Genomic DNA, 23,397 nt, shown 5'->3' with positions numbered 1-23,397 from the left:
GGCTAATTTCAATTCTAGTGAGTCTCTGAAATCACCTTTTTTGACATTCCTTACAATTTGTCATAATTGTATCCCTTTTCAACTAGGAATTGCTAAAGAAATGCTTAAATACTAAGTTTCTTGATCCTGATAAAGCGATTTAAAAGCTGATCTGTCAGTTCCTCGATCGTAGTGGCATCTTCTTTTTCTGATAGGTTCAAAATTGGGGACGTCTCTGTATCTCGCAATCGAATCGGTCGAACCTGATTTCCTTCTTGCCGCAATGTAATCTCGGGATGCGGATTTTTATCACCACAAGGTCCAGCCACCAAATATACCAATTGATAGCCACCATCAACTTCTCTCAAACGGTAATACCCATCTGCTAAATCCTCTGTTCCATCGAAATTTGCTTTTACTAATAACCACTTCTGCTGATCCATACTAATCCACCTTTTTTATAATAATTTTGCCAGCTGATGGATGCCCCTCCAGCTTTTCATGAGCAGAAACAACACTTGCTAAGGCAAACGGCAGCACTTCTGTAATTTTCAACTGGATTTTATCAGACAGCTCTGTGAATACTGTTAATGCCTCGTGGTCAGAATACTCTTTAGATGGTCCAAAAGCTAAATAATTCCCAATTTTCTTTTGTTCACTAGGCAGCTCATTCAATGCCACGAAATTACCGCCGGTCTTCATGATTTTCATGCCTGCTTCACCTGCTCGTCCGCCTTTTGTCGCATCGATCACCGTATCGGCCCGATCTGCAAAAACTTCTCCGGCATCCGTATCATCATAAGCAGCGAAATTGTCAGCACCTAAACTGCGGACCATCGCTTCATTTCGTTTAGAGGCAGAAGTGAGGACCGTCTTTCCCTGCTCCTTTAAAAATTGAACCAGCAATGACCCCACAGCACCAGAAGCCCCCTGCACCATCACCGTCTCACCAATTTTGTCACCCAATAAATGAGTCACTAAGTTATAAGCAGTCAACCAAGGAGTTACAGCGCCTGCCGCAACTTCCCAGGACATAGAATTTGGCTTTTTCACGACCTTTCCCCCAGGCACAACCACTTCTTCACCATAGGTGCCTCCGACTGCATGAACGATTACTTCATCGCCAACTTTAATATGACTGACTTCACCGCCAACCTCAGTTACAATCCCCGCACCATCATTTCCTAAAACGTAAGGAAACTTCAACGTCCGAAAATCACGCATAGCTCCTTGTCGCAGCGCCACATCATATGGGTTAATTGCGAAAGCCGCTAATTCCACTCGGACATGCGTTTCATCCATCGGACGCGATTGTGCCTCGATTTCGATCAATACCTCTTTTGCTTTTCCATAATCCTTCATTGCAAAACGTTTCATCCCTATACATCCTCTCTAATAAAAATCATTGGTTGAAAACGAATCCCTGAGACCGTCTCCTCCTCACCGTTAAGTTGAAAGCCTAACCGCTTATAAGCTGGCACTGCATACGGGGAAGAATTTACGGTCAATTGTTTCGGCGAAAGTTCTGCCAGCATCGCCTGGTACATTTTCTTGGCGATTCCTTGACGATGATAGGCTTCGTCAACAAAGAGTAACGCCACATGATTACCCGAACGAATCGCTAGAACCCCGACAAGCTGCTGATCAATCTTTGTACCCCAAAGCTGTAGCTGTTCGATTACGATTTCCTTTTCCAGCTTTTCGTCCAAGTACGTCATAAAATGTGCCACACCTTCATCAGAATACTCTGGAGCCTCAAACCTCATGAATACTTTTTTAATCAATTCCTTGACCTCCGATAAATCGGATACATCCAATCGCAAAACCGTCATGGACATAGCAGCACTTCCTTTCTCGAAATCTTTAGTTCATTGTAACGATTATCTTTCAATTGTTCCAACTAAATCATTTCAAGTATTTCTTTTCTAGGGACAAAGAGGCTACCCAATAAAAAAGACGTATCTCGCTTTATGCAAGACACGTCTGTAGGAGATTAATCTAATTCGACTTTCCCGGTATACAACTGATAATACATGCCGCCTTCAGCTAATAGACTTTCATGATCTCCACGCTCAATGATCCGGCCATGATCCATTACCATAATGACATCAGAGTTTTGAATCGTGGATAAACGATGGGCGATTACAAACACCGTCCGACCTTCCATCAAGCGATCCATCCCTGACTGAACAATGCTTTCTGTCCGAGTATCAATACTAGACGTCGCCTCATCCATAATCATCACAGGTGGGTCAGCAATCGCCGCTCGAGCGATAGCTAGCAATTGCCGCTGCCCTTGCGATAGACCCTCACCGTCACCAGTAATCACCGTGTCGTATTTCTCTGGTAAATGTTGGATGAAAGTATCCGCATTTGATAATTTTGCCGCTTGATAAACTTCTTCATCTGTCGCACTTAAATTACCGTAACGAATATTTTCTTTGACTGTTCCAGTAAACAAATGGGTATCCTGCAAAACGATTCCCAAAGAGGAACGCAAAGAATTCTTTTTGATTTTTTTAACGTTGACACCATCATAACGAATCTTACCTTCTTGAATATCATAGAAACGATTGATCAGATTCGTAATGGTTGTCTTACCAGCACCCGTCGCACCCACAAAAGCGACTTTTTGTCCCGGCTCTGCATATAGATTGATATCATGCAGTACAAGCTGATCGTCATTATAACCAAAATTAACATCCTCAAAGCGGACATCGCCGGTTAAACGAACATAAGAAGTCGTTCCATCCTCATGAGGATGTTTCCAAGCCCAGATTCCAGTCCGTTCTTTCGTCTCGATCAATTCACCCTGAACTTCCTTTACGTTTACCAGAGTCACATAGCCATCATCGACTTCTGATTCTTCATCTAATAATTGGAAGATTCGGTCAGCCCCTGCCAGAGCCATAATCACAAAATTGATTTGTTGAGAAATTTGACTAATCGGGCCATTGAGTGAACGACTCAGTTGCAAGAAGGAAGCAATCATCCCGACAGTCAATGCTGAAACACCGTAAACTGCGAATAAACCGCCAATAATTGCTACAAGCACATATTGGATGTTCAAAAGATTCATCATAATCGGCATCAAGGTATTCGCTGTCGCATTGGCCTTCGTGGCACTTTCCTGCAGTTGATCATTAATCACATCAAATTCCTTTATCGCTGTCTCTTCATGGTTGAAAACCTTCACGACTTTTTGCCCGTGCATCATCTCTTCAATGTAGCCGTTGACCTTACCAAGTGAACGCTGCTGCTCACCAAAATAACGGCCACTGCGATTGGTGATAAAACGCAGCATCACAAACATCAAAGAGACTGAGACAATCACAAAGCAGGTCAAGGGAACACTTAATGAAAACATGGCGATAAACACAGAAACAAAAGTAACTAAAGCCATCATCAGGTTAGGAATACTCTGTGAAATCATTTGCCGCAAAGTATCTGTGTCATTGGTAAAATGACTCATGATATCACCATCGGCATTTGAATCAAAATAACGTAACGGCAATGTTTCTAAATGAGTAAACATCTGATCGCGAATTTTTTTCTGGGTACCTTCAGATACTTTTACCATGATCAAGTTGTAAGACAAGGTACCAGCAATCCCAATTACATAGATTAAGGCCATAGTCATGATTGCCTTTAACAATCCTGTAAAATTCGGATTGCTTTGACCAATCAGCGGAGTGATATAATCATCGATCACGACCTGTAAGAACAGCGAACCTCGTACATTGGCAAAGGCGCTGATCAGAATCATAAAAAAGACAATGATTAATTGAGCTTTATGTTCTTTTGCCATGATCTTCAGCAAGCGCTTGATGGTTTTGGTGGGTCTGGATTTGGCTGCGGTTCCTCTATTCATCATGTTCACCAAATCCTTTCTGTTGAGAATCAAAGACTTCTTGATAGATGACATTGTTCGCCAGCAATTCATCATGGGTCCCGATTCCATTGATTTTTCCGTCATCTAAGACAATAATTCGATCGGCATCCTGAATTGAGCTGACCCGTTGGGAAATGATGAAGGTGGTCGTTCCAGGAATTTCCTTTGCTAGGCCTTCACGAATTGCACGATCCGTTTTTGTATCTACCGCGCTGGTAGAATCATCCAAGATCAAAATCTTCGGTTTCTTCAATAATGCACGAGCAATGGTCAAACGTTGCTTTTGTCCACCAGAAACATTATTCCCGCCCTCAGAAATCATCGTGTCATATTTATTAGGAAACTCTTGGATAAAGGAATCGGCTTGAGCAATCTTTGCTGCGTGAATGACTTCCTCTTCCGTCGCATTAGCGTTGCCCCAGCGCAAATTATCAGTGATTGTTCCACTGAACAACACATTGTTTTGCAGAACCATCCCCACCTGATCCCGTAAAGTTTCCAAGTCATAGCTCCGCACATCATGACCGCCAACTTTGATTTGCCCATGGGTCACATCATATAATCGTGGAATCAGCTGCACTAGACTGGACTTGGAACTACCAGTTCCACCGACAATCCCGATTACTTCACCAGAAGCGATCCTTAAATCAATGTTTTCTAAAACGAGTTTATTCATGTCATCCTTGTAGCTGAAGCAAACATTGTTGAATTCTACTGAACCATCTGGAACTTCCATCAGTGGATTTTCCCCATTCTTCAGGTCACTTTCTTCATTCAAGACTTCAGTGATCCGTTCGGCAGAGGTACGAGCGATCATTAATTGGACAAAGGTCATAGACATCATCATTAAGCTCATCAAAATCTGCATCGTGTAATTGAACATGCTGACTAATTCACCAGTAGACAGATTCCCTTTATTCACAATCAATTCGGCACCCAACCACGAAAGCAGTAACATACATGTATACACTGCTACTTGTAAAAGCGGCATATTAAAGGCCACGATTCGTTGCGCCTTAGTAAAATTATCAAATACCATTTGTGAAACACGACTGAACTTTTCTTCTTCGTATTCCTCACGAACATAGGACTTAACCACTCGAATCCCTTGCAGATTTTCATGAACAACGTTATTCAAACGATCATATGTCCGAAAAACTTTTTCAAACAACGGATGAGCAAAACGAATGATCAGGCCTAAACCAATAATCATGATCGGCACAATCACTAAATAAATCATTGATAGCTCCCGATTAATATGAAACGTCATTACTAAAGAAAAAATCAAGATCAGCGGCGAACGAACCAATATTCGAATCACCATTTGATAAGCGTTCTGAACATTTGTTGTATCCGTCGTCAAACGAGTAATTAAACTCGAACTCGAAAAACGATCAATGTTAGAAAAAGAAAAACCTTGGATTCGCTCAAATAAATTATGGCGTAAATTCTTCGCAAATCCCGCTGAAGCGATCGCAGCTGTCCGACCACCTAACGTCCCCATCGCTAATGCAAACAAGGCACATAAAAAGAGCAAGCCTCCATAACGCAAAATCGCATTTGTATCACTTTTTTCTATTCCGTTATCAATCAGACCTGCCATAATCAAGGGCATGATCACATCCATCAAGACTTCCCCCATCGTAAATAAAGGTGTCTGCAGGCTTTGCTTCTTATATTCACCGACATTTGCCAGTAATTTTTTTAACATGCATTCACGTCCTTTCATTAATAATTGCTTATTCTAGTATAGAGATTTTTGTTCAAAAGTTCTAATAAATTCATCTACTTTTCATAAAAAAGAACCATCCCGAGCTTAGGATGATTCTTTCCTCAAAACGAAACTACCTACACCTCATCACTACCAACAATTGGCCAAGTCCGCTGCTCATCGAAATAGCGTGCCTCTTTCTGAGCCTGATCCACAATTTTTTCTGGGTAATCCATTACCTTTAGTAAAGCAATCGCATTCCGCGTAACTGATGGACCTTGCTTCAGTACATAATCAAACGTGATCCCTCGATCTTCCGTCACGGTTTCTTCAAAATGCACATTATCGCATTGCTTCTTCAACATCTCGGTTAGTTCAATATCATGAGTCGCAACAAAACTCAAACTTGGGTAATCAGCCAACCAAGTGACGACACTGGAAGAAGCCGCGATCCGTTCAATCGTATTCGTCCCTTTCAAGATCTCATCAATAAAACAGTAGCAGCGTGCTCCTTTTTTAACTTGACTCAGCAATCGCTTGATTGACTTGATCTCAGCTACAAAATAACTGTCACCTGCCAAGATATCATCTTCAACCGCCATCGAGGTCAACACGTGCCCCGGCTGCATCGTGAACTGTTCTGCAATTGCCGTATTGATTGTTTGTGATAAAATCGCACTTATGGCAATACTCTTGACATAAGTAGATTTACCAGAAGCATTAGAACCAGTGACCAATGTATTCCGTTGCCAATCAACAGGATTAACCACAGAATATTCAACCAACGGATGGTAAATATCCTCTGCTTTTATCCCACCTTCAGCAAATTCTGGCTGACAGCTTATTGGAAAATAGGTACGAAAGTTTAATACTGCTGCAGCAACCTCCATCTCACCCAAGACGCTCCACAAATTAATCGCCTCTTGACTGTATTTGCTCAACCGAGTAATCACAAAATTATAAGCGATGAAGGGAATCATGAAAGCTAAATTCAAATATTCAAACAGCATATCTGCCTCACTATTGCTTTTTACTCGAAAAGAAAAGCCCCATTTAGCGATTGATTTCAAGGGGATACTATTCTCCCTAATTTCCGCTTGACGTGGAGTAGGAATCGTAGCTAATTTATTTGCTAGAGAGATTGATTGAACTAAATAGCGCATACTTTCTAATTCAGTTTCTAGCTTCGCCTTTTTAGTCATGTAGAAAATCACGTTAAATAGGATCGAACCCAATAATAGAAAAATCCCAATCGGACCGATTACGACAAGCAGAATCAAACTAATAAGCGGCAATAATCCCAGCAGGACATACAGTCCTAAATTCCCTAGCTTTTCCTTCTTACCATTTGCAATATACTGCTTTGTAAAATTATTGTCATGTTTTCCCAGACCTGCAAAATGAAATTGAATCTTTTCTCTGATTTCGGGATTCTCTTGATAAAACTGGATCAACTCTTCCAAATCGTCCGTCTGATTAAAATGAAAATTTCGCAAACGCTGATATAATGCTTCTGAACCAATACTAGAGTAAGTTCCATTGATCAATTCGAAAGTAAGTAGCCCAAGGGAACCTCCCCCTTAGGCCCTCTCAGAACCGGACGTGAACCTCTCAGCTCATCCGGCTCCCATTATCCAGCCGATGGTAATATTCCAATTTTCCAATGCGCGAATAAATTTCTTTCTCGCTTGGCGATTTCCCCTAACCAATGTTCCGCTTTTCTTCGTGCTTGTCGCTTTTTATATTTACGACGAACCCACTTCACGAGACATTGGTTGATGTAGCGCAGTAGACTGTACATTTCTGATTTATAGAATTTCATGTAATAGTTCATCCATCCTTGAATTTTACTATTGAACATATTCGCTAAATCCTCTAGCTTTTTGTCCGCTTTTAATTGTAATCGCCAATTCCTTACCTCTTTGCGAATCGCCTTTTTCGCTTTATCTGATACAGCCGGAAGAAAATTTGTGAAGCATTTTCCATATTTATTCTTGGCGCCTCTAGGTCTAAACGTAAAGCCCAGGAAATCGAATGTCGTTATCGGATAGTTCCCCATCCTATCACTATCTCTGCAGTAAACAATCTTTGTCTTATCAGGATGTAACTCCAAACCAAAGATTCTAAACCGTTCTTCCAATCTTTTCTTCAGATATTTCGCTTGCTTTAGGGATACACAATGAGTAATACCATCATCGGCATATCTAGCCCACTGTATATTAGGAAATTCTTTTTCCATGAAGTCATCAAACGTATAATGAAGAAACAAGTTCGCTAGAACTGGACTGATTACACCACCTTGCGGTGTCCCGGCTTTTCTCGAAACAGTCGAACCATCTTCCCTCTGGAAAGGTGCTTTTAACCATCTTTCCACATATAGGATAATCCACTTCTCTTGAGTGTACCTTTTTACCATTTCAATTAGATAGTCATGTCTGATATTGTCAAATAGTCCTTTAATATCAAATTCCAGTACCCAATCTCTTTTCCAGCATCTAACTCTTGTTTTCTCTATTGCCTGGATTGCCGACTTATTCGGCCGATAGCCATAAGAATCCTCATAAAACAATCGTTCTACTACAGGTTCAAAATACATCTTCGCTACCATCTGTGCAATCCTATCTTCAACTGTTGGAATCCCAAGTACTCTCAGCCCACCACTCTTTTTAGGAATGGATACTGCCTTTACCGGTTTTGGGAAATAACTTCCCGATGATAATCGATTCCACAGTTTGTATAGATTATCTTTCAGCTTATATTCATAAGCCTCAATTGATTCTTCATCTACTCCAAAAGTTCCTTTATTGGCTTTTACTTTTAGAAATGCTTGGTAAACTGCTTGTTTTGAAATATTGTATGACTTTGTTTCTTGCATAAGTTCCTCCTCCTTAAAGTTGACTTATCCTTGAAACTGGATAACTCAGGTTCTTCGCTCCACTCTCGTTACAAGAGCTTCTTCACTACTACAACCCAATCTGCCCCCATGACTGCATCGGTACTCTTTTCTTGCGGGGCTTCCGCTTGAAATACTCCCTTGACATCAGCCCGTGGGTTCCCACGTTCCATATAGACGCCTATGTTATGTTCATGCCACCTTTATGCCGCCCGCCGCCTGATCAGTAAACAGGTTTCCTCCAAGCTCATCCTAGGTCAACGACTATACCCAGTTTTGACGGAATTTATACGCTTTCGACACTTCTGTGGGTGGTTCGTATGGTCACTCATCTCCATAACACACACCTGACAACTCTTGGTTGCCTTTTCCTTAACGCTCAATACCATAGCTTTTGACTACAGCACCTTAAGGTGGTTTGAAACCTCCACCTGTATGGCGGTTTCGGCAGGCCGTCTGCCATCATCTATACAGCATAGCTGCTTTGAATAGTTTATCTATTCACGCACACTTTCATGGCGCACAATCGCCTGCATATCCAAATCATACCAGGTGAGATCATCGATTTCGCTATCCCAATCATGAAACTGTTTTTCAATTTGCCAAGCCGCCTTCAGACTTTCCTCTTTATCCAAGCGAATCTGTCGAGGAATCTTCCCCCACTGAGAACGAACAAGTTGGCGTAATTTGGTTTTAGAAAAAAGATCGAGAATTACAAAAAAAGCACCTACTGATAATACAATACCAATTGCTAAAAATTTAGGATCCATTCGTTACTCCTTAAAGAGTTTAGTTAGTACCAGTTTAGCTTAGTTCCTTTGGAATGAAAACCTTAGGTACAAAAAAGAAGACCCAACTAGAGCCTTCTAACGTATTTCTTTTACATAAGAACCAATCGAAGTCAGATCACTTTCAGTCAAAAAATCATCTACAATCTTTAAATTACTATAGGAATAATTTTTGATCGGATAATTCGCAATAACCAAATCATACTCCATGAAGCTTTCATCATGTTCAAAATCCAATGCTGAGCCCTCATGAGTTTCAATCACTACCCGATAATAAAAACGACTTTGAATCAGTTCAGCAATCATTTTCGCGTGGCTTACCCCCGAATCACTCACAACAAAAATCTTTACCTTAGCGGCATGTTCATCCAGTGAATGAGCAAGTCCTTCCCATTCCTTAAACAATACTTGTACCACCGAAAAATAAAATTGACTGAACCAAGGTTCCCCCGTCTTTCGTTCTATTCGTAGCAATAGTTGATGGACATACTTTGTAAAATGCGGATACTGCACCTTTGCATTTCGTGAAAAGTACGCCGCCGAATCAAACAAGATTGATTTTGGATACGGCCATACTTGATAGGTGGTTTGGATCTGTAGTAATTTTTGCAAAAGGTTTTTCCGACCTTTATCTGATAGCGGCAGATCGTATACCTGCTCCAATTCACCTAAAAAATTCTCTAAATAATTCAACGTGATCTGACAGTTCGGATCAAAGCGTGTGATAAAGCAAGGGCAAAATAGACTATTCGCCACATCATAATACCAGTGATCTGTCACTGTATAATTGGTATTTTGAACGATTCGATCCGCCTCTGGACGTAAGGTCAAAATTTGATGAATCAATGCTGGTTTCAAATCATACTTCTCACCTCTTGTCAGCTGAAATCCTTGCGAAGTTCGTACGACAATAATTGCCAGTAAATAACTGCTTTCCAGAATTTCACGATCATTGTAAGCAATATCAAAAGATTGATTGGCAGTTTTAATGAAATGAATCATTTTACTACGCTCCAGCTCAAAGGGCCATTCATTGATGCCATATTTTTCTAAAAATAATTGTACATAAAAGACGCGTACCCAGCGTTCATTTTTTGCAGTAATCCGAAACGGTCTACGTTCAAGGACTAATCCTCTTTCATTTAAAACTCTATCAAGTTGCTTAATCATACGATAGAAGGTTGCCTCACTGATATAAAGGGCATTGATCCAGTAGTCCATATCCTCATTTGGCTGAAAAAAGAGCCGTTCTAAAAATATAAATGCCTCAGATTCATCCATCAAATTTCTAGCTAGCTGACGTGTTTTATTGTGAAGGGCATCATTTAATCTTAATCCATTTGTTCGGGAATACTCTATCCCAACGTGCTCACCCCAAAGATTATTGATCGCGTCTACATCGGACAAAATCGTTTTTACCGAACATTCCAACAAATCAGCAATCATTTCCGGATTCTGCCAGCCAATCAAATCTCTTAATACACCGATAATGGCTAAACGTCGTTGTGTTGTATTTTTAAGTAATCTCCGCACAAAAGTACCCTCCTCAGTCAATTGTCACTATTCTTCAAATCGAATATGCATTTTTAAGTTTTTGGATTATAACATTCTTTGGTCATTATATCATAAAATAACCTTTTGAAAACGGAAAAATATTGATATTTATTTAACTAAAATCCACAAATAACAATCACACCTAAATATTATGTTATTTTTATTTCTTATTATCAAGCCATGATTTATCATTTAAGCAAATCAGGAAAAGGGGTGTTTTCCATGAATTCATCAATGAGAAAACGATTCATTTTTTCAGATGTTATTGTATGTCTTTTCTTTCTAGCCAGTCTGATCATTTTTTCTACTATTTCCGATGCTCAGTCTCAATCAAGGAAAGTGACACATGAGCGTCAAGTAAGGATTTATGGCGAAGACAAAGTTACGATCAATGCGAATGACTCATTCAATCCCAACCAGTACTACAAAGCGGTTGGTGATGACCACCATCCTGTTAAACTAAATTACACAAATATTAACACAAGCAAACCTGGTCGCTACGCTTTAACCTTGTCTGCAAAAAACAAACAAGATTACGACAAAAGAACTGTTCTGATTATCATTGAAGAAGAAAAAAGCGTTCAAAAGCCGCAGGTTGAAAAAGAAGCTCAACCAAATCAAACACCTGCCTCCTCTTCAAAAGAAACGTCACAAGAAACAGCCAAAAGTTCAGCCACTCAATCTTCAGTAACAAGCGCCCCAATCGAAACACCACAATCAGAAGAAAAGTCTCAAGAGCCCCTTCAACAAGAACCCGTCGAAATTGCACAAGAAACATTACAAGTCACGCCTGAAGCGGCAAAACCAATAAATGAAGCTCCTCCTCAACAAAAATCCGTACAGCAGCCAAATCAAATTGCACTTTTAGGAACTTCTATCCCTTATCAAAATGCTGGTCAAGGTAATGGTCAAGGAATCATCAACAGCGGTTCTGTCGCAGCGACTTGGGGCGGGAATCCGATACAATCTGGCACAGATAACCAAAATACTCATTTTATTGGTCATAATCCAGGCGTCTTTTCCTCAATTTTTTCACTTAGTGCGGGAAGTCCAATTATAGTTACAGATAGCTTAGGTAACGCCACGACATATATAGTGAATGGTATCATTCAAGTCGATGACAGCGGCAGAGATATCCATTCTGGACAAGACAACTGGGATCAAATCACATCAGCAGGCGGTGGTGAACGCATTACTTTACAAACCTGTATCACTGACACAGTCAATCTCATCGTCTTTGCACAAGCATAAGAAAAACAGGCTGATTCATGTCAGCCTGTTTTTTTCAATCCTCTTTCTAAAAAATAGCGAACAATGTGCGCGATAATCATGGTTCCAAAAACAATTCCAGTAGCGATCTTTATCCCCATCGGAACATAACCAGGAGGACCGGGCACCCCGACCATTGCACCAATCATCATCAAGCAGATACCACCTAAATTATAGGTAATCAAAAGCAGTTTATTGATTTTGCGAATCCTCTCCATGATTTTCCCTCCCTTCAGTGACACGCATTCCATAAAAGGCGATTTTATCTCTAACATTCTGTGAATCAGCTAAATAATCTAAAAAACTAGGCTTCGCCTGTCCTAAAAGCTCATCAATACTTTTTCGATAAATTTTGCTAAGAACAATTAGCTGGTCATAATCCGGGGCACTCTTATTTAATTCCCACTTAGAAATGGTTTGCGGTGTGACGTGTAAAAGCTCAGCAAGTTGTTTCTGACTCATTTTTTTCTTTTGGCGAAAATACCTAAGCTGTTCTCCGATTTCAACCATCCTACTCCCTCGTCTCTTCTTTCTTTATCCCCAGTATACAATGAGAAACTTCCGGTTTACTACAAATCATTGATAGATAAATCGTTGAACCGCAAAAAAAGAGACACAACGAATCGTTGTATCCCTCGATAAACTAAGATAAATTACAGTATTAAGAATCCAAACCCAAATTTTATCATTATAATTAAAAAATTCGAAAAAATGCAGTATGATCAGACAGATAAAAAATAGCAACAAACCGCATCTTGGCTAACCAACAAAAAGTTGATTTTATGTAAGATTCGTTGTGACCGCAGCCATCGTTTCAATGCCGATACTAATACGCAAAGCTGCGTCAACTTCTGCCATCAGACAACGATCCAAATGACAAACCTTTTCCTTTAAACGAGATTTGTCGATCGTCCGAATCTGCTCTAATAGGATTACCGAATCTCTTTCAATTCCGGTTCCATTCGATTTTATTCCAATATGTGTTGGTAATTTAGGCTTCGCCATTTTCGCCGTGATCGCTGCAATGATGATCGTTGGACTGAAATGGTTGCCCAAATTATTTTGGATTACCAACACCGGCCGAATGCCTCCTTGTTCAGAACCAATAACTGGCGATAAATCTGCGAAATAGATATCACCACGCTTAACCATAATTTTCCTCCTGAGCTTCAGAAATTTTTTATATATTTACTCTTGATATATTCTTGGTACACGTTCCGAAAGCATACAACAAACTTCATAATGGATTGTCCCTAAGTGGTCGGCTACATCCTGCATCGTAATCTCTTGCCCATTATTTTCACCGATCAATGTGACTTTAGTTCCAACCTTAAAATCACGCGGCAGTCGGATCATTAATTGATCCATACAAACGCGGCCGACAATCTCACAAAACTGGCCCTCCACTAACAACGAAAAACCCTGCATTTTCCGTAGCCAACCATCTGCATACCCAATCGGAACGGTGCCAATCCATTCTTTCGCAGGTGTTTCATAGGTTTTTCCATAGCCGACACCCTCACCAGCAGACAATTCCTTCACCTGAATCAATTCAGATACTAATTCCATTGCTGGTTTCAATGGATAAGATTCAGGTAATTCATGACCCGAGGGATTCAATCCATACATCCCAACACCGTAACGAATCATATTTCCCGGCATCTCTTGATTATGCCAAAGGGCAGTTGCGCTGTTGCTTGAATGCACATAACGAGGAAGATGATCTAATGCTTCGATCACGTGTTTAAAGCGATCCGCTTGCTTGTACCAATAACTTGTATCCTTTTCATCTGCTGTCGCAAAATGAGTAAACAAACCTTCCCAAACCATATTAGGAGAGGCTTCAATAATCTTAGCTGCCTCTTTGACTTCTTCGGGTGTTAAAAAACCCAGCCGGCTCATACCTGTATCTGCTTTAATATGAATTTTTATTGGGGTTGTTGCCTCCTCTAAATCTCTTAGTACCTCTTGTGCTTCAATTAACCATTCCTTTGTTGCTACAGTAATTGATAAATCATAATCAATCACCAATGATAAATAACTTGGAAATACAACGCTCAATACTAAGATGGGTTCAGTGATCCCCGCTTCTCGTAATTCCATCGCTTCATCTAGAGTTGCCACACAAAATCCGGTTGCGCCAACTGATAAAGCTTGTTGAGCGGTAGCCACCGCTCCATGTCCGTAGCCATCTGCCTTCACGACTGCGAATAATTCTACCCCTTCAGGTAATCGATCAATTTCATTTTTAATATTCTCTCTCAATGCGTTTCTATGTATAATAGCTCTCGTTGGTCGATGATACGTTACAACCATAAACTTAGTGTCCTTCTTTCTATTCCTCCAGCAATACTTGTGCGATTGCTAATTCCTCCGTATGGGTCAAGCTGACAAACACCTTTCCCTGATGAGGTGATTTTGTAAAGGCGGGTGCACCATTATCATCGCGTAATATTTCTAAATCTTGAAAACTGACTTTTCCAATGCCTGTCCCCCAAGCTTTAGAAAAAGCTTCTTTGCATGCATACCGTCCTGCTAGAAATTCTACCTGACGATGTGGAGAATGGCTAGCAAAAAGGGTCTGTTCTGCTGGAGTTAATATCCGTTCCACAAAATGCGGCCGGCGTTCAATGATTTTTGCGACCCGTTCAAGCTCAGTCGCATCGATCCCGATTCCTTTAATCATGCTCTCAACCCTTTCAAGTAACATCTTTATTTTACCAAAGACTTCTTTAAATGCTACGTTTTTTTTTTAATAATCCATGAAAAGTCCTTCATAACAAGAAAAAACCATCAATCAAAAAGATCGATGGCTTTGATAGTTCTGAAAAACTAATCGTTTGAGTTAGTGCGAATAACGAATCCGCGTTTTTTATCATTGCTGCGGTTCGTATTTTTATTGTTGCTACGTGATTTGTTGCCGCCGTAATTTTTATTTTTGTTACGATCACGATCACCACCGCGGTCTTTACGGTAGTTGTCTTTTCCACGTCCGCCGCCACGGTTATTTCCACCGCCGCGTTTGCCGCCACGATTGAAGCCGCCTTTTTTATTTGAAGGTAATGGACGTTCAGGCGTAATTTTTACAGGAACCGCATCAGCAGGATCTTTGGCTGTCGTCTTCAATAATAAAGCAGCCAGTTCTTCTGGTGAATAAGCAGCTAATAATTCTTTTGCTGAATCGTTGTATTTTTCTAGACTGTCGGAATTTTCCTCCATTTGATTTTGGATTTGTTCCATTGCAGCGCCTAGTTGACCTTTAAAGGCTTCTTTTTCGGTTGGTGGACGCATTGGGTTCATACGTTTTTTCGTCAAGTTTTCGATCACGTGCAAGTAGCCCATTTCGTTTGGTGTAACAAACGTTACAGACATACCACCCTTACCAGCACGACCTGTACGGCCGATACGGTGAACGTAGCTTTCTGGATCTTGTGGAATATCGTAGTTGTACACATGCGTAACACCTGAGATATCCAAGCCGCGGGCAGCAACGTCTGTCGCTACTAAGATATCCAAATCCCCACGTTTGAATGAACGCAAAACGCTCATCCGTTTTTGCTGTGATAAATCACCATGGATTCCTTCAGCTTTATAACCACGAGCTTCTAAGCCACGAGCCAATTCGTCAACACGACGTTTTGTCCGACCAAAAACGATCGCTAAATCTGGTGTTTGAACATCAAACAAACGTGTCATAACATCAAATTTTTCGTAATCTTTTGCTCGAACGTAATATTGATCAATCAAATCAGCCGTCATTTCTTTAGCTTTAATCTTCACGTGCTCTGGAGTTTTCATAAACTTCACGCCGATTTTTTTAATTGCATCAGGCATTGTTGCTGAAAACAACAATGTTTGGCGTTCTGCAGGGACTTTACTGATAATTTTTTCGATATCTTCTAAGAAGCCCATGTTCAACATTTCGTCCGCTTCATCCAAGACTAATGTTTCCACAGTTTCTAGTTTCAAGGTGTGACGATTAATATGATCCAACATCCGGCCTGGTGTTCCGACAACGATATGCGGACGGTCCTTCAAACCGCGGATTTGACGACCAATATCTGCTCCGCCATAAACAGCTTGTACGCGAATTTTTTTATCGCGACCTAAGCGAAACAGTTCTTCTTGTGTTTGAATCGCAAGCTCACGTGTTGGTGCGATAACAAGTCCTTGTAATACATTTTTCGTTGTATCGATCTTGTTCAGCATCGGTAAGCCAAAAGCAGCCGTTTTACCTGTACCTGTTTGTGCTTGTCCGATTACATCTTTTCCTTCTAAAGCTAATGGAATTGTTTGCTCTTGGATTGGCGTTGCTTCTTCAAAACCTGAGCGCTCGATTGCGACTAATAGTTCTGGTGCTAATTTTAGTTCTTTGAATTTCAAATGATATCCTCCTAATGTCTGTTGACCTTATCATTTAGAGCGTATGGTTTGGTATCTGCGTTTGGTCTGCAACTGTCCCTTTAGTTGCCGTCCTTGGCGATACTACCGAAAAACCGCTCCGCGAAGTCAGGCGGAAGGATCATCTCTCACAAAAAGGGGCTGAGACATCATTCAACTGAAAAATGCCCCAACCGCTTCTCAAAATAATTGGTAAGCTAGCGAATCTTCCACTAGCGAATCTTTAATTTATTAGATGACTCGTTCAATCATTACTTCAATTTCTCGGCAATGGCTAATTTTAGCACATCATTTCGTTTTCTGCAAGTTTTCATTACTTCTGCAATGCTTCAACGACTTCGGACAAGCCCATCCCATTACTGCCTTTCAAAACAATACTGTCATCAGCTTGCAAACTCTTTTTGATGTCTTCTAACATTTGCTGTTTATCCTCTTTGCCAAAGTAATGTACCGCTAATGTTGGATAACGATCAGCTAACGCTACCTTTAGACCCTTCATTTCATCTCCATATAAAAAGATTTCATGAAAATCCTGATCATTTATATGTTCTACCATGCTCGTATGTAATGAGAAGGAATCGTCACCTAACTCCAACATATCCGCTAAAACGGCTAAACGACGACCGTTTGTTGGTAATTTCGCAAAAGTATCCAATACCAAGCCCATAGCTGTTGGATTGGCATTATAAACATCACTTAAAATGTCTGCACCATTGCTGGCTTTCAACCATTGCGTACGATTTTGCGTCACTTGGACATACGCTAAGCCTTGGAAAATCTCGTCATTATTTAACCCGAACCAGCGACCAATCGCCATGGCGATCAATGCATTTTGTACATTGTAACTCCCTGGCAACGGGATCTGATAGCCATTGTCATCGACAGAGAAAACCGTCGCACCTTTACTCTCGTTCAGGATCGTAGCAGACAGCTCTCCTGCTTGAATGCCGACTGTTTGAACCGTTTGAGACAATGAAGTTATCCGGTCTTCCAGTAACGGTTCGTTCGCCGGGATCACCAGCAGACCATCCGAGGCTAAGCCTGTCATAATCTCCATTTTTGCATCTGCGATTTTTTCTCGTGAACCTAAGTTTTCGATATGGGCTTCACCAATAATTGTAATTGCCGCAACATCTGGTTCAGCCAGTTCAGATAACACGCTGATTTCCCCTGCATGATCCATGCCCATTTCCAAAATCAGCTTTTCAGTACCTTCTGGCATATGTAAGATCGTGTACGGCAAACCAATATCATTGTTGTAATTCCCTTGTGTTTTATATGTCCGAAACTTTTGGCTAAGGACTGATTCAGTCATATCTTTTGTCGTGGTTTTACCATTCGAACCTGTAATCGCGATCACATCTGGATTTTCTTCCAGTAAATAATAGCTTGCTAATGCTTGAAAAGCCAACAAGGTATCCTTCACTAAAATCACTGCGATATCTTCAGGTGCTGTAGCTGGATCACGGCTCCATAATGTTGCTGTCGCTCCATTTTCAATTGCTTTTGCTACAAACTCATGGCCATCATTCGTTCCCTGTAGCGGAACAAATAAATCGCCGGCTTCAATTTTTCGTGAATCGAATTCGACACCAGTAACGGTCACCTCATTTTCCGCCAATACTTTACCTTGAACGGCCTTGCTGATGATTGTCGTTGTAAAATTCATGGTGTTCCTCCCAAATTTTTGTTTCTGACTTTTGCAAAGGCTCCGCAAACCCGTTCATTTTTGAGTACTGAACAGATGCGATAAGCCGGACGCTAAAAGGAACTTGAGACATCATTCATTCGAATCATGTCTCAAGTCCTGTTTGTGACTAAACAGCTACTTGATTATTCAAAACGCGCCTGTTGTTCGTAGCGCTTATTTCCTAATTGAATCAATTCTTCAATCAGATCGCTATACTTCAAGCCCATATTTTCCCATAACAATGGATACATACTGAACTCAGTAAATCCGGGCATCGTATTCAGCTCATTCAAGAATAATTCATTTTTATTTGTCAAGAAAAAGTCGCAGCGACTTAATCCTGATCCACCTAACATTGTATAGGCTGATTTTGCAAAATCGCGAGCTTTTTGCATCACATCTTCCGGCACATCCGCTGGAATTGCCATTTGAATCGTATTATTGATGTATTTAGCATTGTAATCATAGAATGCTTCTTCCTTTACGACCTCACCAGGTAATGTCGTCCGCACATCGTCATTGCCTAAAACCGCAACTTCAATCTCACGAGCATCGATGCCTTGCTCAACTAAAGCTCTTGAATCATAGCGATAAGCTTCTTGCAATGCGTTTTGCAGTTCTTCGCGATTTTCAGCACGTGAAATTCCTACGCTAGAGCCCATATTCGCCGGTTTGACAAACATTGGATACAGTAACGTTCCCTCACATTTATCAAAAATTTGTTTAGGATTTTCTTTCCATTGGTTTTTTAGGACTGGAACGTAAGGAACCTGCGGGATGCCAGCTGCCTGCAAAATGTATTTCGTCATAATTTTGTCCATTGCACAAGCACTCGTCATTACACCCGCACCAACGTAAGGCATATCCAATGTCTCTAAGAACCCTTGAATCGTGCCATCTTCACCATTAGGTCCGTGCAAGACTGGAAAAACAATCGCATTATCTTCTTTGATATCGCCAGGAGCGATTACTTTGCCGCTGAAACCTTCAACTTCATTTCCAGTCGGATCCCACGTCAAACGTAACGTTTCATCTGTTTCTGGCGCTTCTGTCAACAAGGGGCCTTTGACCCATTGGCCTGTTTTATCAATATAAATAAGCTGTACTTGATAATAATCAAAATAAACCGCAGAAATAACTGAAAAAGCCGATAAAATCGCAACATCGTGTTCTGGACTCTTTCCACCATAAAGTAAAATTATTTTCACCTGAGTATCCTCCATTACTTTCTGATCCCTAACATTTTAGCACAAAAATCAAAATCCCCAAAAAGAAATTTTACAATTATTACAATGCTTATCATTTAGATTACATCAAAGACTGTTGAACCAAGCTTTCTAGAACGCTTCTAAAATGCTCGCGATCCTCATTTGTAAAAGGTTTTGGTCCTTTTGTACGCTGTTTTGCCTGACGCATTTTACTACCAATAAAACGTTGCGTCAGCAAAGCGTCAATATTCATCTGCGTATATTCCAACCCTGTCTGATGTAAAACATGGGCTGCTTTTGCCAACGTCAAAGAAGCCAACCCGTAATCTTGGGTAATCAAAATATCTTCCGGCTGAATGACCGAAACGATTTTAAAATCAGCAGAATCCGCCCCTCGATCAACATAGATGAACTCCACGAAATCGGGGTATTCTTTTTTCGAGTAATGATCGATACTCGTTACGATTACTACTGGTAATCCAAATTTTTTTGCAACGGCGATCGTCGTATCTTTCACTGGCGAACCGTCGCCATCAATGATCAAACGCATGTTTTCCAACCCTTCCAATCCAGCAAAGACCAATCAATAAAAGAATGATCGAAGTAAATTTCACTATATCCATTGTTGCAAGGATCTCCGGTGTGTGCAAGCTGCGCAGTAAAAAAATATCTTTGATTGGTAGTTTTTTTAATTGCAGCGTGATCAATAACAAAAACATCAAGATAAACTGGTGAGTGATACTGCCCTTATTTGATGTTGAATACTTCGCAGTAAGGCGTTGCTGCGGTTCGATTGTTTCCGTTTGATAATATAAGCGATTTAACCACGCACTTGTACCTTTTTGAAAAAAGGTCAAGACAAAAATCGCGATTGGAAACATGAAGCGAACACTCAACAATACTAACCCTGCAGCTAAACCCACAAGTTGAACAAGCAAATCATTTTTGAAATAGCGACGTACGCTGCCAGCCAAAACTAGCGAACTGATTACACCTACCAAATATGGTAAAAACAAATACGTTCCTTGCGCGGCGGCACCTTTATAGACAGCAACATAAAAGGCTCCGAAGAGAAAAATAAAGTTGCCCAGCATACCATTAAGAAATGTTAACATATTTTGCCAAAGTGGTAGTTTCCAATGATCTTTTGCTTGATTCACCACAACAATAGCTAACATAAAAATACCAGCGAATAAGATAATCGCATAATCCAGCATGGACTCATTAAATAGCAAACGACCGCTACGAAGTAAAAAGAGTGCCGCAAAAAACAATAGGAACCAAATTAGTTCTGAAATAGAAAAAAACTGTTTTGTTAACTCCTTAAAATCCATTTCATAATGCGGATAGTGCTTTACAGTATGGTATGCACAAACAAAATAAAACGTAACGATACTCGGTACAATCACCGCTTGAAGCGTTAAGGAGAGCGTCGTTCCAAAAAATAAAGGAACTAAAACGATCAGTGCTGCCAAATAGCGGTGACTACTCATCGTTTGAAAGCCTTTAGACTTTTCAAGATAAGTTACGCTCGTATTTGCTGGGGGCAACCATGCTGCGCTTAGTCCTAAAAAGATACTGCCAAATAAATAGAAAGTAAAATGTAATGCTCCAATTAATGTTAGAAATGAACCAATTCCACCTATTAAGAGTGACACCATCAATAACGTATATTGATCAATCGAGCGATACAATCCTCGTATCAAAAAAATCCCAGTTACTCGAAAAGTATAAAACAAAACAAACGGCAATACCGTAACGGAAGATTGATAATTGATAAGATGCATAAAAAGTAAATACGGTATAACAATCATCGTATTGGCTAATACGAATGGTGTCGTCTGAGTAAATTGTCTAAAAAAACGTTTCATTGTTTCCATAAAAAATCCCTTCCAATTAATACAAAATCAATAAGCAATCAACGTCACTGCTTTTCGAAATTCTTCGATTAAGTGGGCCTCTTTATAAGCGGCAAATTCCGCTTGATACTTATTCAATAGGCTACGCATTTTCATGGGAATAAAGACTTCTGCTAATTGATTGTCCAAAACGAAATCCCGTGTGATTCCCCATTCATAATAATACCCTAATGGCCGACAGCTATAGGTCGTTCCTTGAATCTTTTGATCAGCAAAGCGCCGATGAGTATGTCCAAACACGACCTGCTGAATATTGGAATATTGATCCAATAATTCTCCTAAACCTTGAGAACCTAAAAAAGCGTTCAATTTATTCCAAATCTGATATTTTCCGTTGAGGTGCACGATAAATTCTTCCTTCGGCACAAAATGCGTTGCTAAAATAATTTGATATTTTTTTTGCTCCAAATCATCTAAGACAGTGTGCAATTGACTTAAGATAGCTTTATCCACCGTCTGATCATCAGAGAAGCGTTCAATAATTCGATCAAACCAATAAATATTCTTGATCGAACGAATTTGCTGCGGATCCCTAAGCTCAGAAAAGCCATAATCGTACCAGCCATTAAAGCCTAATAATACGGTTTGCTGATTCAACGGTACATAGCGTAGATTCAGAAAATGGCTGTCAGGATAATGCTCAATCATCTGCTCTCCTTTAACATTTCCCATCTCATGATTTCCTAAATTAAAGGTTGTTGGCAGCCCACGTGAGCGAAAAAAATGATTGATCGCTAGTGTCTGATCGATCTTATTAGCCGTATCACCAGCAAAGTGTAAGCGGGTTGCTCCATATTCCTGCAACAACTCAAAAAGCTTGGTCAACTCTGACGCGCCAAGGTGATTGATATCGGCATGTAAATCTGTGATCACCGCTAATTTTCCCATCTCTCAGCCTCCTTCTTGGTCTACTTTACACAACTCACCACAATAATGCGAGTCAAAAGCTGAAATGTTGATTTGGAAATTTTATGTCTGTGCTATACTTAAATAAGAGAAATTATTCAAACTGTTTATTTACAAGTTTTATTAAACAGATTTATTTTTTCTGGAAGACAAAAAGGAGGGGATCTAAATGGTTACTTATCACAATTTGCAAACTGATTTATTGCAAGCGCTTGATCTGCACATTGATATTTTAAAGGAAGTTGATGATATCGAAAGAGAAGAACTACCAGGCTTCTTATTTATGATGCGAAGTTTAGGTTTCATGCTTGATCGCGCGGCGCTAGTATTGGCTAGCGGTGATGATGAAGAGATGTATTATATGATGTTCCAATACTACAGCCTACTGAAAGAATTGAAATTCAATCTAGCTATGAACTTTCCCCACGCGAAGATCCAAGGCGAACCCCTGATTGATACCGTCAATCGCTTCCCCGATAATTACGAAAAAGAAATGAAAGCTTGGTGGGAAGAAAAGACTGGCCTGACTGTCGAAGAGACAAAACAAACAATCGAGTTGGAAGAGCTCTAATTTCACCCGAATAAACGGATTCTTAAATCCAATAGGAGGCGATCATATGCGCATCGCTGTATACTGCGGTGCTCACCTTGGAGCAGATCCTGCCTACCTAGCGGCCGCAAAGGAATTAGGACAATGGATTGTCGAAAATAATCACGAGCTCATCTATGGTGGCAGTAGACTAGGCTTAATGGGCGTAGTAGCTGATAGCGTCTTGGCTGGGAATAGAAAAGTAATTGGCATCATGCCAAAATTTTTACAAGATACCGAACGTATACACACTGGACTAACAGAAATGATTACTGTTAACGACTTGGATGAACGCAAAAAGGCCTTGATGCAGCATAGCGATGTTTGTCTGGCATTACCAGGCGGTGTGGGAACTCTCGAAGAAATCAGTGAAGCCTTTTCGTGGGCACGAGTTGGACAGAATAATAATCCCTGTATTTTCTTTGATGTAAAAAACTACTATCAGCTGTTGCAGGCATTTTTTGATCAGATGGTGGAGCAAGCCTTTTTATCAAAGGAGGATCGGCAGTTGGTTTTATTTTCTGATTCATTGTCAGCGATTGATACATTCATTCACAACTATTATGCAAAATAAATCCACGTTGCCAATGCAGCGTGG

23 protein-coding genes and 1 pseudogene are annotated in these 23,397 nt (G+C 40.4%); 3 read left to right on the top strand and 21 right to left on the bottom strand.

Annotation, left to right across the window (positions count from 1 at the left end; translation table 11 throughout):
* Positions 1–104 precede the first annotated feature (104 nt).
* The 10 genes and pseudogenes from OMU_RS08570 to OMU_RS08530 form a co-directional block, all read right to left on the bottom strand.
* The gene (locus OMU_RS08570; protein ID WP_016179531.1) at positions 105–422 is read right to left on the bottom strand and encodes a hypothetical protein; all 318 of its coding nucleotides are present in this window, start codon (positions 420–422) and stop codon (positions 105–107) included.
* Between the two features lies 1 nt (position 423).
* Entirely contained in the window at positions 424–1,356 is a 933-nt protein-coding gene (locus OMU_RS08565; RefSeq protein WP_016179530.1) for an NADP-dependent oxidoreductase, read from the bottom strand.
* 2 nt (positions 1,357–1,358) lie between these two features.
* Positions 1,359–1,817 (bottom strand): GNAT family N-acetyltransferase, encoded by a 459-nt coding sequence (locus OMU_RS08560; protein WP_016179529.1) that lies wholly within the window; start codon positions 1,815–1,817, stop codon positions 1,359–1,361.
* A 155-nt stretch (positions 1,818–1,972) separates the two neighbouring features.
* Positions 1,973–3,853 (bottom strand): ABC transporter ATP-binding protein, encoded by a 1,881-nt coding sequence (locus OMU_RS08555; RefSeq protein ID WP_016179528.1) that lies wholly within the window; start codon positions 3,851–3,853, stop codon positions 1,973–1,975.
* Positions 3,843–5,582 (bottom strand): ABC transporter ATP-binding protein, encoded by a 1,740-nt coding sequence (locus OMU_RS08550; RefSeq protein ID WP_016179527.1) that lies wholly within the window; start codon positions 5,580–5,582, stop codon positions 3,843–3,845. The genes OMU_RS08555 and OMU_RS08550 overlap by 11 nt, the downstream gene beginning before the upstream one ends.
* A gap of 137 nt (positions 5,583–5,719) precedes the next feature.
* Positions 5,720–7,129: a MutS-related protein gene (locus OMU_RS08545; protein ID WP_016179526.1), complete on the bottom strand. Its 1,410-nt coding sequence runs from the start codon at positions 7,127–7,129 to the stop codon at positions 5,720–5,722.
* An 83-nt stretch (positions 7,130–7,212) separates the two neighbouring features.
* Positions 7,213–8,457: a group II intron reverse transcriptase/maturase gene (gene ltrA, locus OMU_RS08540; protein WP_016178253.1), complete on the bottom strand. Its 1,245-nt coding sequence runs from the start codon at positions 8,455–8,457 to the stop codon at positions 7,213–7,215.
* A 68-nt stretch (positions 8,458–8,525) separates the two neighbouring features.
* Positions 8,526–8,648, bottom strand: coding sequence for a hypothetical protein (locus OMU_RS23900; protein WP_016178252.1), 123 nt, complete (start codon positions 8,646–8,648; stop codon positions 8,526–8,528).
* A gap of 360 nt (positions 8,649–9,008) precedes the next feature.
* Positions 9,009–9,245 (bottom strand): annotated as a pseudogene (locus OMU_RS08535) (hypothetical protein); the annotation flags it as partial.
* 96 nt (positions 9,246–9,341) lie between these two features.
* Entirely contained in the window at positions 9,342–10,796 is a 1,455-nt protein-coding gene (locus OMU_RS08530; protein WP_016179524.1) for an AcpB/EbpR/MafR family transcriptional regulator, read from the bottom strand.
* A gap of 243 nt (positions 10,797–11,039) precedes the next feature.
* Between OMU_RS08530 and OMU_RS08525 the strand changes: the two genes are divergently transcribed.
* Positions 11,040–12,068 (top strand): sortase domain-containing protein, encoded by a 1,029-nt coding sequence (locus tag OMU_RS08525; protein WP_016179523.1) that lies wholly within the window; start codon positions 11,040–11,042, stop codon positions 12,066–12,068.
* 20 nt (positions 12,069–12,088) lie between these two features.
* Here the strand turns inward: OMU_RS08525 and OMU_RS08520 are convergent, their stop codons facing one another.
* From OMU_RS08520 to OMU_RS08470, 11 genes are all read right to left on the bottom strand, one after another.
* Positions 12,089–12,304: a hypothetical protein gene (locus OMU_RS08520; protein WP_016179522.1), complete on the bottom strand. Its 216-nt coding sequence runs from the start codon at positions 12,302–12,304 to the stop codon at positions 12,089–12,091.
* Entirely contained in the window at positions 12,279–12,596 is a 318-nt protein-coding gene (locus OMU_RS08515) for a helix-turn-helix domain-containing protein (protein WP_016179521.1), read from the bottom strand. Before OMU_RS08515 ends, OMU_RS08520 begins: the two co-directional genes overlap by 26 nt.
* A 270-nt stretch (positions 12,597–12,866) precedes the next feature.
* Positions 12,867–13,238 (bottom strand): type II toxin-antitoxin system PemK/MazF family toxin, encoded by a 372-nt coding sequence (locus tag OMU_RS08510; RefSeq protein WP_016179520.1) that lies wholly within the window; start codon positions 13,236–13,238, stop codon positions 12,867–12,869.
* 36 nt (positions 13,239–13,274) lie between these two features.
* The gene (alr, locus tag OMU_RS08505) at positions 13,275–14,402 is read right to left on the bottom strand and encodes an alanine racemase (protein WP_016179519.1); all 1,128 of its coding nucleotides are present in this window, start codon (positions 14,400–14,402) and stop codon (positions 13,275–13,277) included.
* Positions 14,403–14,421: 19 nt separating this feature from the next.
* Entirely contained in the window at positions 14,422–14,772 is a 351-nt protein-coding gene (gene acpS, locus OMU_RS08500; RefSeq protein ID WP_016179518.1) for a holo-ACP synthase, read from the bottom strand.
* 146 nt (positions 14,773–14,918) lie between these two features.
* Positions 14,919–16,469, bottom strand: coding sequence for a degradosome RNA helicase CshA (gene cshA / locus OMU_RS08495; RefSeq protein WP_016179517.1), 1,551 nt, complete (start codon positions 16,467–16,469; stop codon positions 14,919–14,921).
* 331 nt (positions 16,470–16,800) lie between these two features.
* A complete protein-coding gene (locus OMU_RS08490; RefSeq protein ID WP_016179516.1) occupies positions 16,801–18,156 on the bottom strand; it encodes a UDP-N-acetylmuramoyl-tripeptide--D-alanyl-D-alanine ligase in 1,356 nt (451 codons plus the stop codon).
* Between the two features lie 164 nt (positions 18,157–18,320).
* Entirely contained in the window at positions 18,321–19,385 is a 1,065-nt protein-coding gene (locus tag OMU_RS08485) for a D-alanine--D-alanine ligase (protein WP_016179515.1), read from the bottom strand.
* Positions 19,386–19,485: 100 nt separating this feature from the next.
* Positions 19,486–19,935: a YaiI/YqxD family protein gene (locus tag OMU_RS08480; RefSeq protein WP_016179514.1), complete on the bottom strand. Its 450-nt coding sequence runs from the start codon at positions 19,933–19,935 to the stop codon at positions 19,486–19,488.
* Entirely contained in the window at positions 19,919–21,265 is a 1,347-nt protein-coding gene (locus OMU_RS08475; protein WP_016179513.1) for a hypothetical protein, read from the bottom strand. The genes OMU_RS08480 and OMU_RS08475 overlap by 17 nt, the downstream gene beginning before the upstream one ends.
* 27 nt (positions 21,266–21,292) lie before the next feature.
* Complete coding sequence (locus OMU_RS08470; RefSeq protein ID WP_016179512.1) at positions 21,293–22,192, bottom strand: metallophosphoesterase; 900 nt, start codon at positions 22,190–22,192, stop codon at positions 21,293–21,295.
* A 187-nt stretch (positions 22,193–22,379) separates the two neighbouring features.
* Here OMU_RS08470 and OMU_RS08465 point away from each other — a divergent pair, with 187 nt between their 5' ends.
* The gene (locus OMU_RS08465; protein WP_016179511.1) at positions 22,380–22,781 is read left to right on the top strand and encodes a hypothetical protein; all 402 of its coding nucleotides are present in this window, start codon (positions 22,380–22,382) and stop codon (positions 22,779–22,781) included.
* 46 nt (positions 22,782–22,827) lie between these two features.
* Positions 22,828–23,373, top strand: a complete 546-nt coding sequence (locus OMU_RS08460) for an LOG family protein (protein ID WP_016179510.1) — start codon at positions 22,828–22,830, stop codon at positions 23,371–23,373.
* Positions 23,374–23,397 lie beyond the last annotated feature (24 nt).

This window comes from Enterococcus avium ATCC 14025 (assembly GCF_000406965.1).
GTDB lineage: Bacteria > Bacillota > Bacilli > Lactobacillales > Enterococcaceae > Enterococcus_A > Enterococcus_A avium.
Note: the sequence above shows the minus strand (reverse complement) of the source record. Positions and strands in the feature narration are given on the sequence as shown.

Bases quoted from the DNA above. Each gene is read 5' to 3' on its own strand.
- OMU_RS08490 (WP_016179516.1), bottom strand. From the start codon at position 18,156: ATGAATTTTACAACGACAATCATCAGCAAGGCCGTTCAAGGTAAAGTA.
- OMU_RS08465 (WP_016179511.1), top strand. From the start codon at position 22,380: ATGGTTACTTATCACAATTTGCAAACTGATTTATTGCAAGCGCTTGAT.
- OMU_RS08470 (WP_016179512.1), bottom strand. From the start codon at position 22,192: ATGGGAAAATTAGCGGTGATCACAGATTTACATGCCGATATCAATCAC.
- alr (WP_016179519.1), bottom strand. From the start codon at position 14,402: ATGGTTGTAACGTATCATCGACCAACGAGAGCTATTATACATAGAAAC.
- OMU_RS08510 (WP_016179520.1), bottom strand. From the start codon at position 13,238: ATGGTTAAGCGTGGTGATATCTATTTCGCAGATTTATCGCCAGTTATT.
- OMU_RS08525 (WP_016179523.1), top strand. From the start codon at position 11,040: ATGAATTCATCAATGAGAAAACGATTCATTTTTTCAGATGTTATTGTA.
- OMU_RS08555 (WP_016179528.1), bottom strand. From the start codon at position 3,853: ATGATGAATAGAGGAACCGCAGCCAAATCCAGACCCACCAAAACCATC.
- OMU_RS08475 (WP_016179513.1), bottom strand. From the start codon at position 21,265: ATGGAAACAATGAAACGTTTTTTTAGACAATTTACTCAGACGACACCA.
- OMU_RS08565 (WP_016179530.1), bottom strand. From the start codon at position 1,356: ATGAAACGTTTTGCAATGAAGGATTATGGAAAAGCAAAAGAGGTATTG.
- ltrA (WP_016178253.1), bottom strand. From the start codon at position 8,457: ATGCAAGAAACAAAGTCATACAATATTTCAAAACAAGCAGTTTACCAA.
- OMU_RS08480 (WP_016179514.1), bottom strand. From the start codon at position 19,935: ATGCGTTTGATCATTGATGGCGACGGTTCGCCAGTGAAAGATACGACG.
- OMU_RS23900 (WP_016178252.1), bottom strand. From the start codon at position 8,648: ATGGAACGTGGGAACCCACGGGCTGATGTCAAGGGAGTATTTCAAGCG.
- OMU_RS08520 (WP_016179522.1), bottom strand. From the start codon at position 12,304: ATGGAGAGGATTCGCAAAATCAATAAACTGCTTTTGATTACCTATAAT.
- OMU_RS08515 (WP_016179521.1), bottom strand. From the start codon at position 12,596: ATGGTTGAAATCGGAGAACAGCTTAGGTATTTTCGCCAAAAGAAAAAA.
- OMU_RS08460 (WP_016179510.1), top strand. From the start codon at position 22,828: ATGCGCATCGCTGTATACTGCGGTGCTCACCTTGGAGCAGATCCTGCC.
- acpS (WP_016179518.1), bottom strand. From the start codon at position 14,772: ATGATTAAAGGAATCGGGATCGATGCGACTGAGCTTGAACGGGTCGCA.
- OMU_RS08570 (WP_016179531.1), bottom strand. From the start codon at position 422: ATGGATCAGCAGAAGTGGTTATTAGTAAAAGCAAATTTCGATGGAACA.
- OMU_RS08560 (WP_016179529.1), bottom strand. From the start codon at position 1,817: ATGTCCATGACGGTTTTGCGATTGGATGTATCCGATTTATCGGAGGTC.
- OMU_RS08550 (WP_016179527.1), bottom strand. From the start codon at position 5,582: ATGTTAAAAAAATTACTGGCAAATGTCGGTGAATATAAGAAGCAAAGC.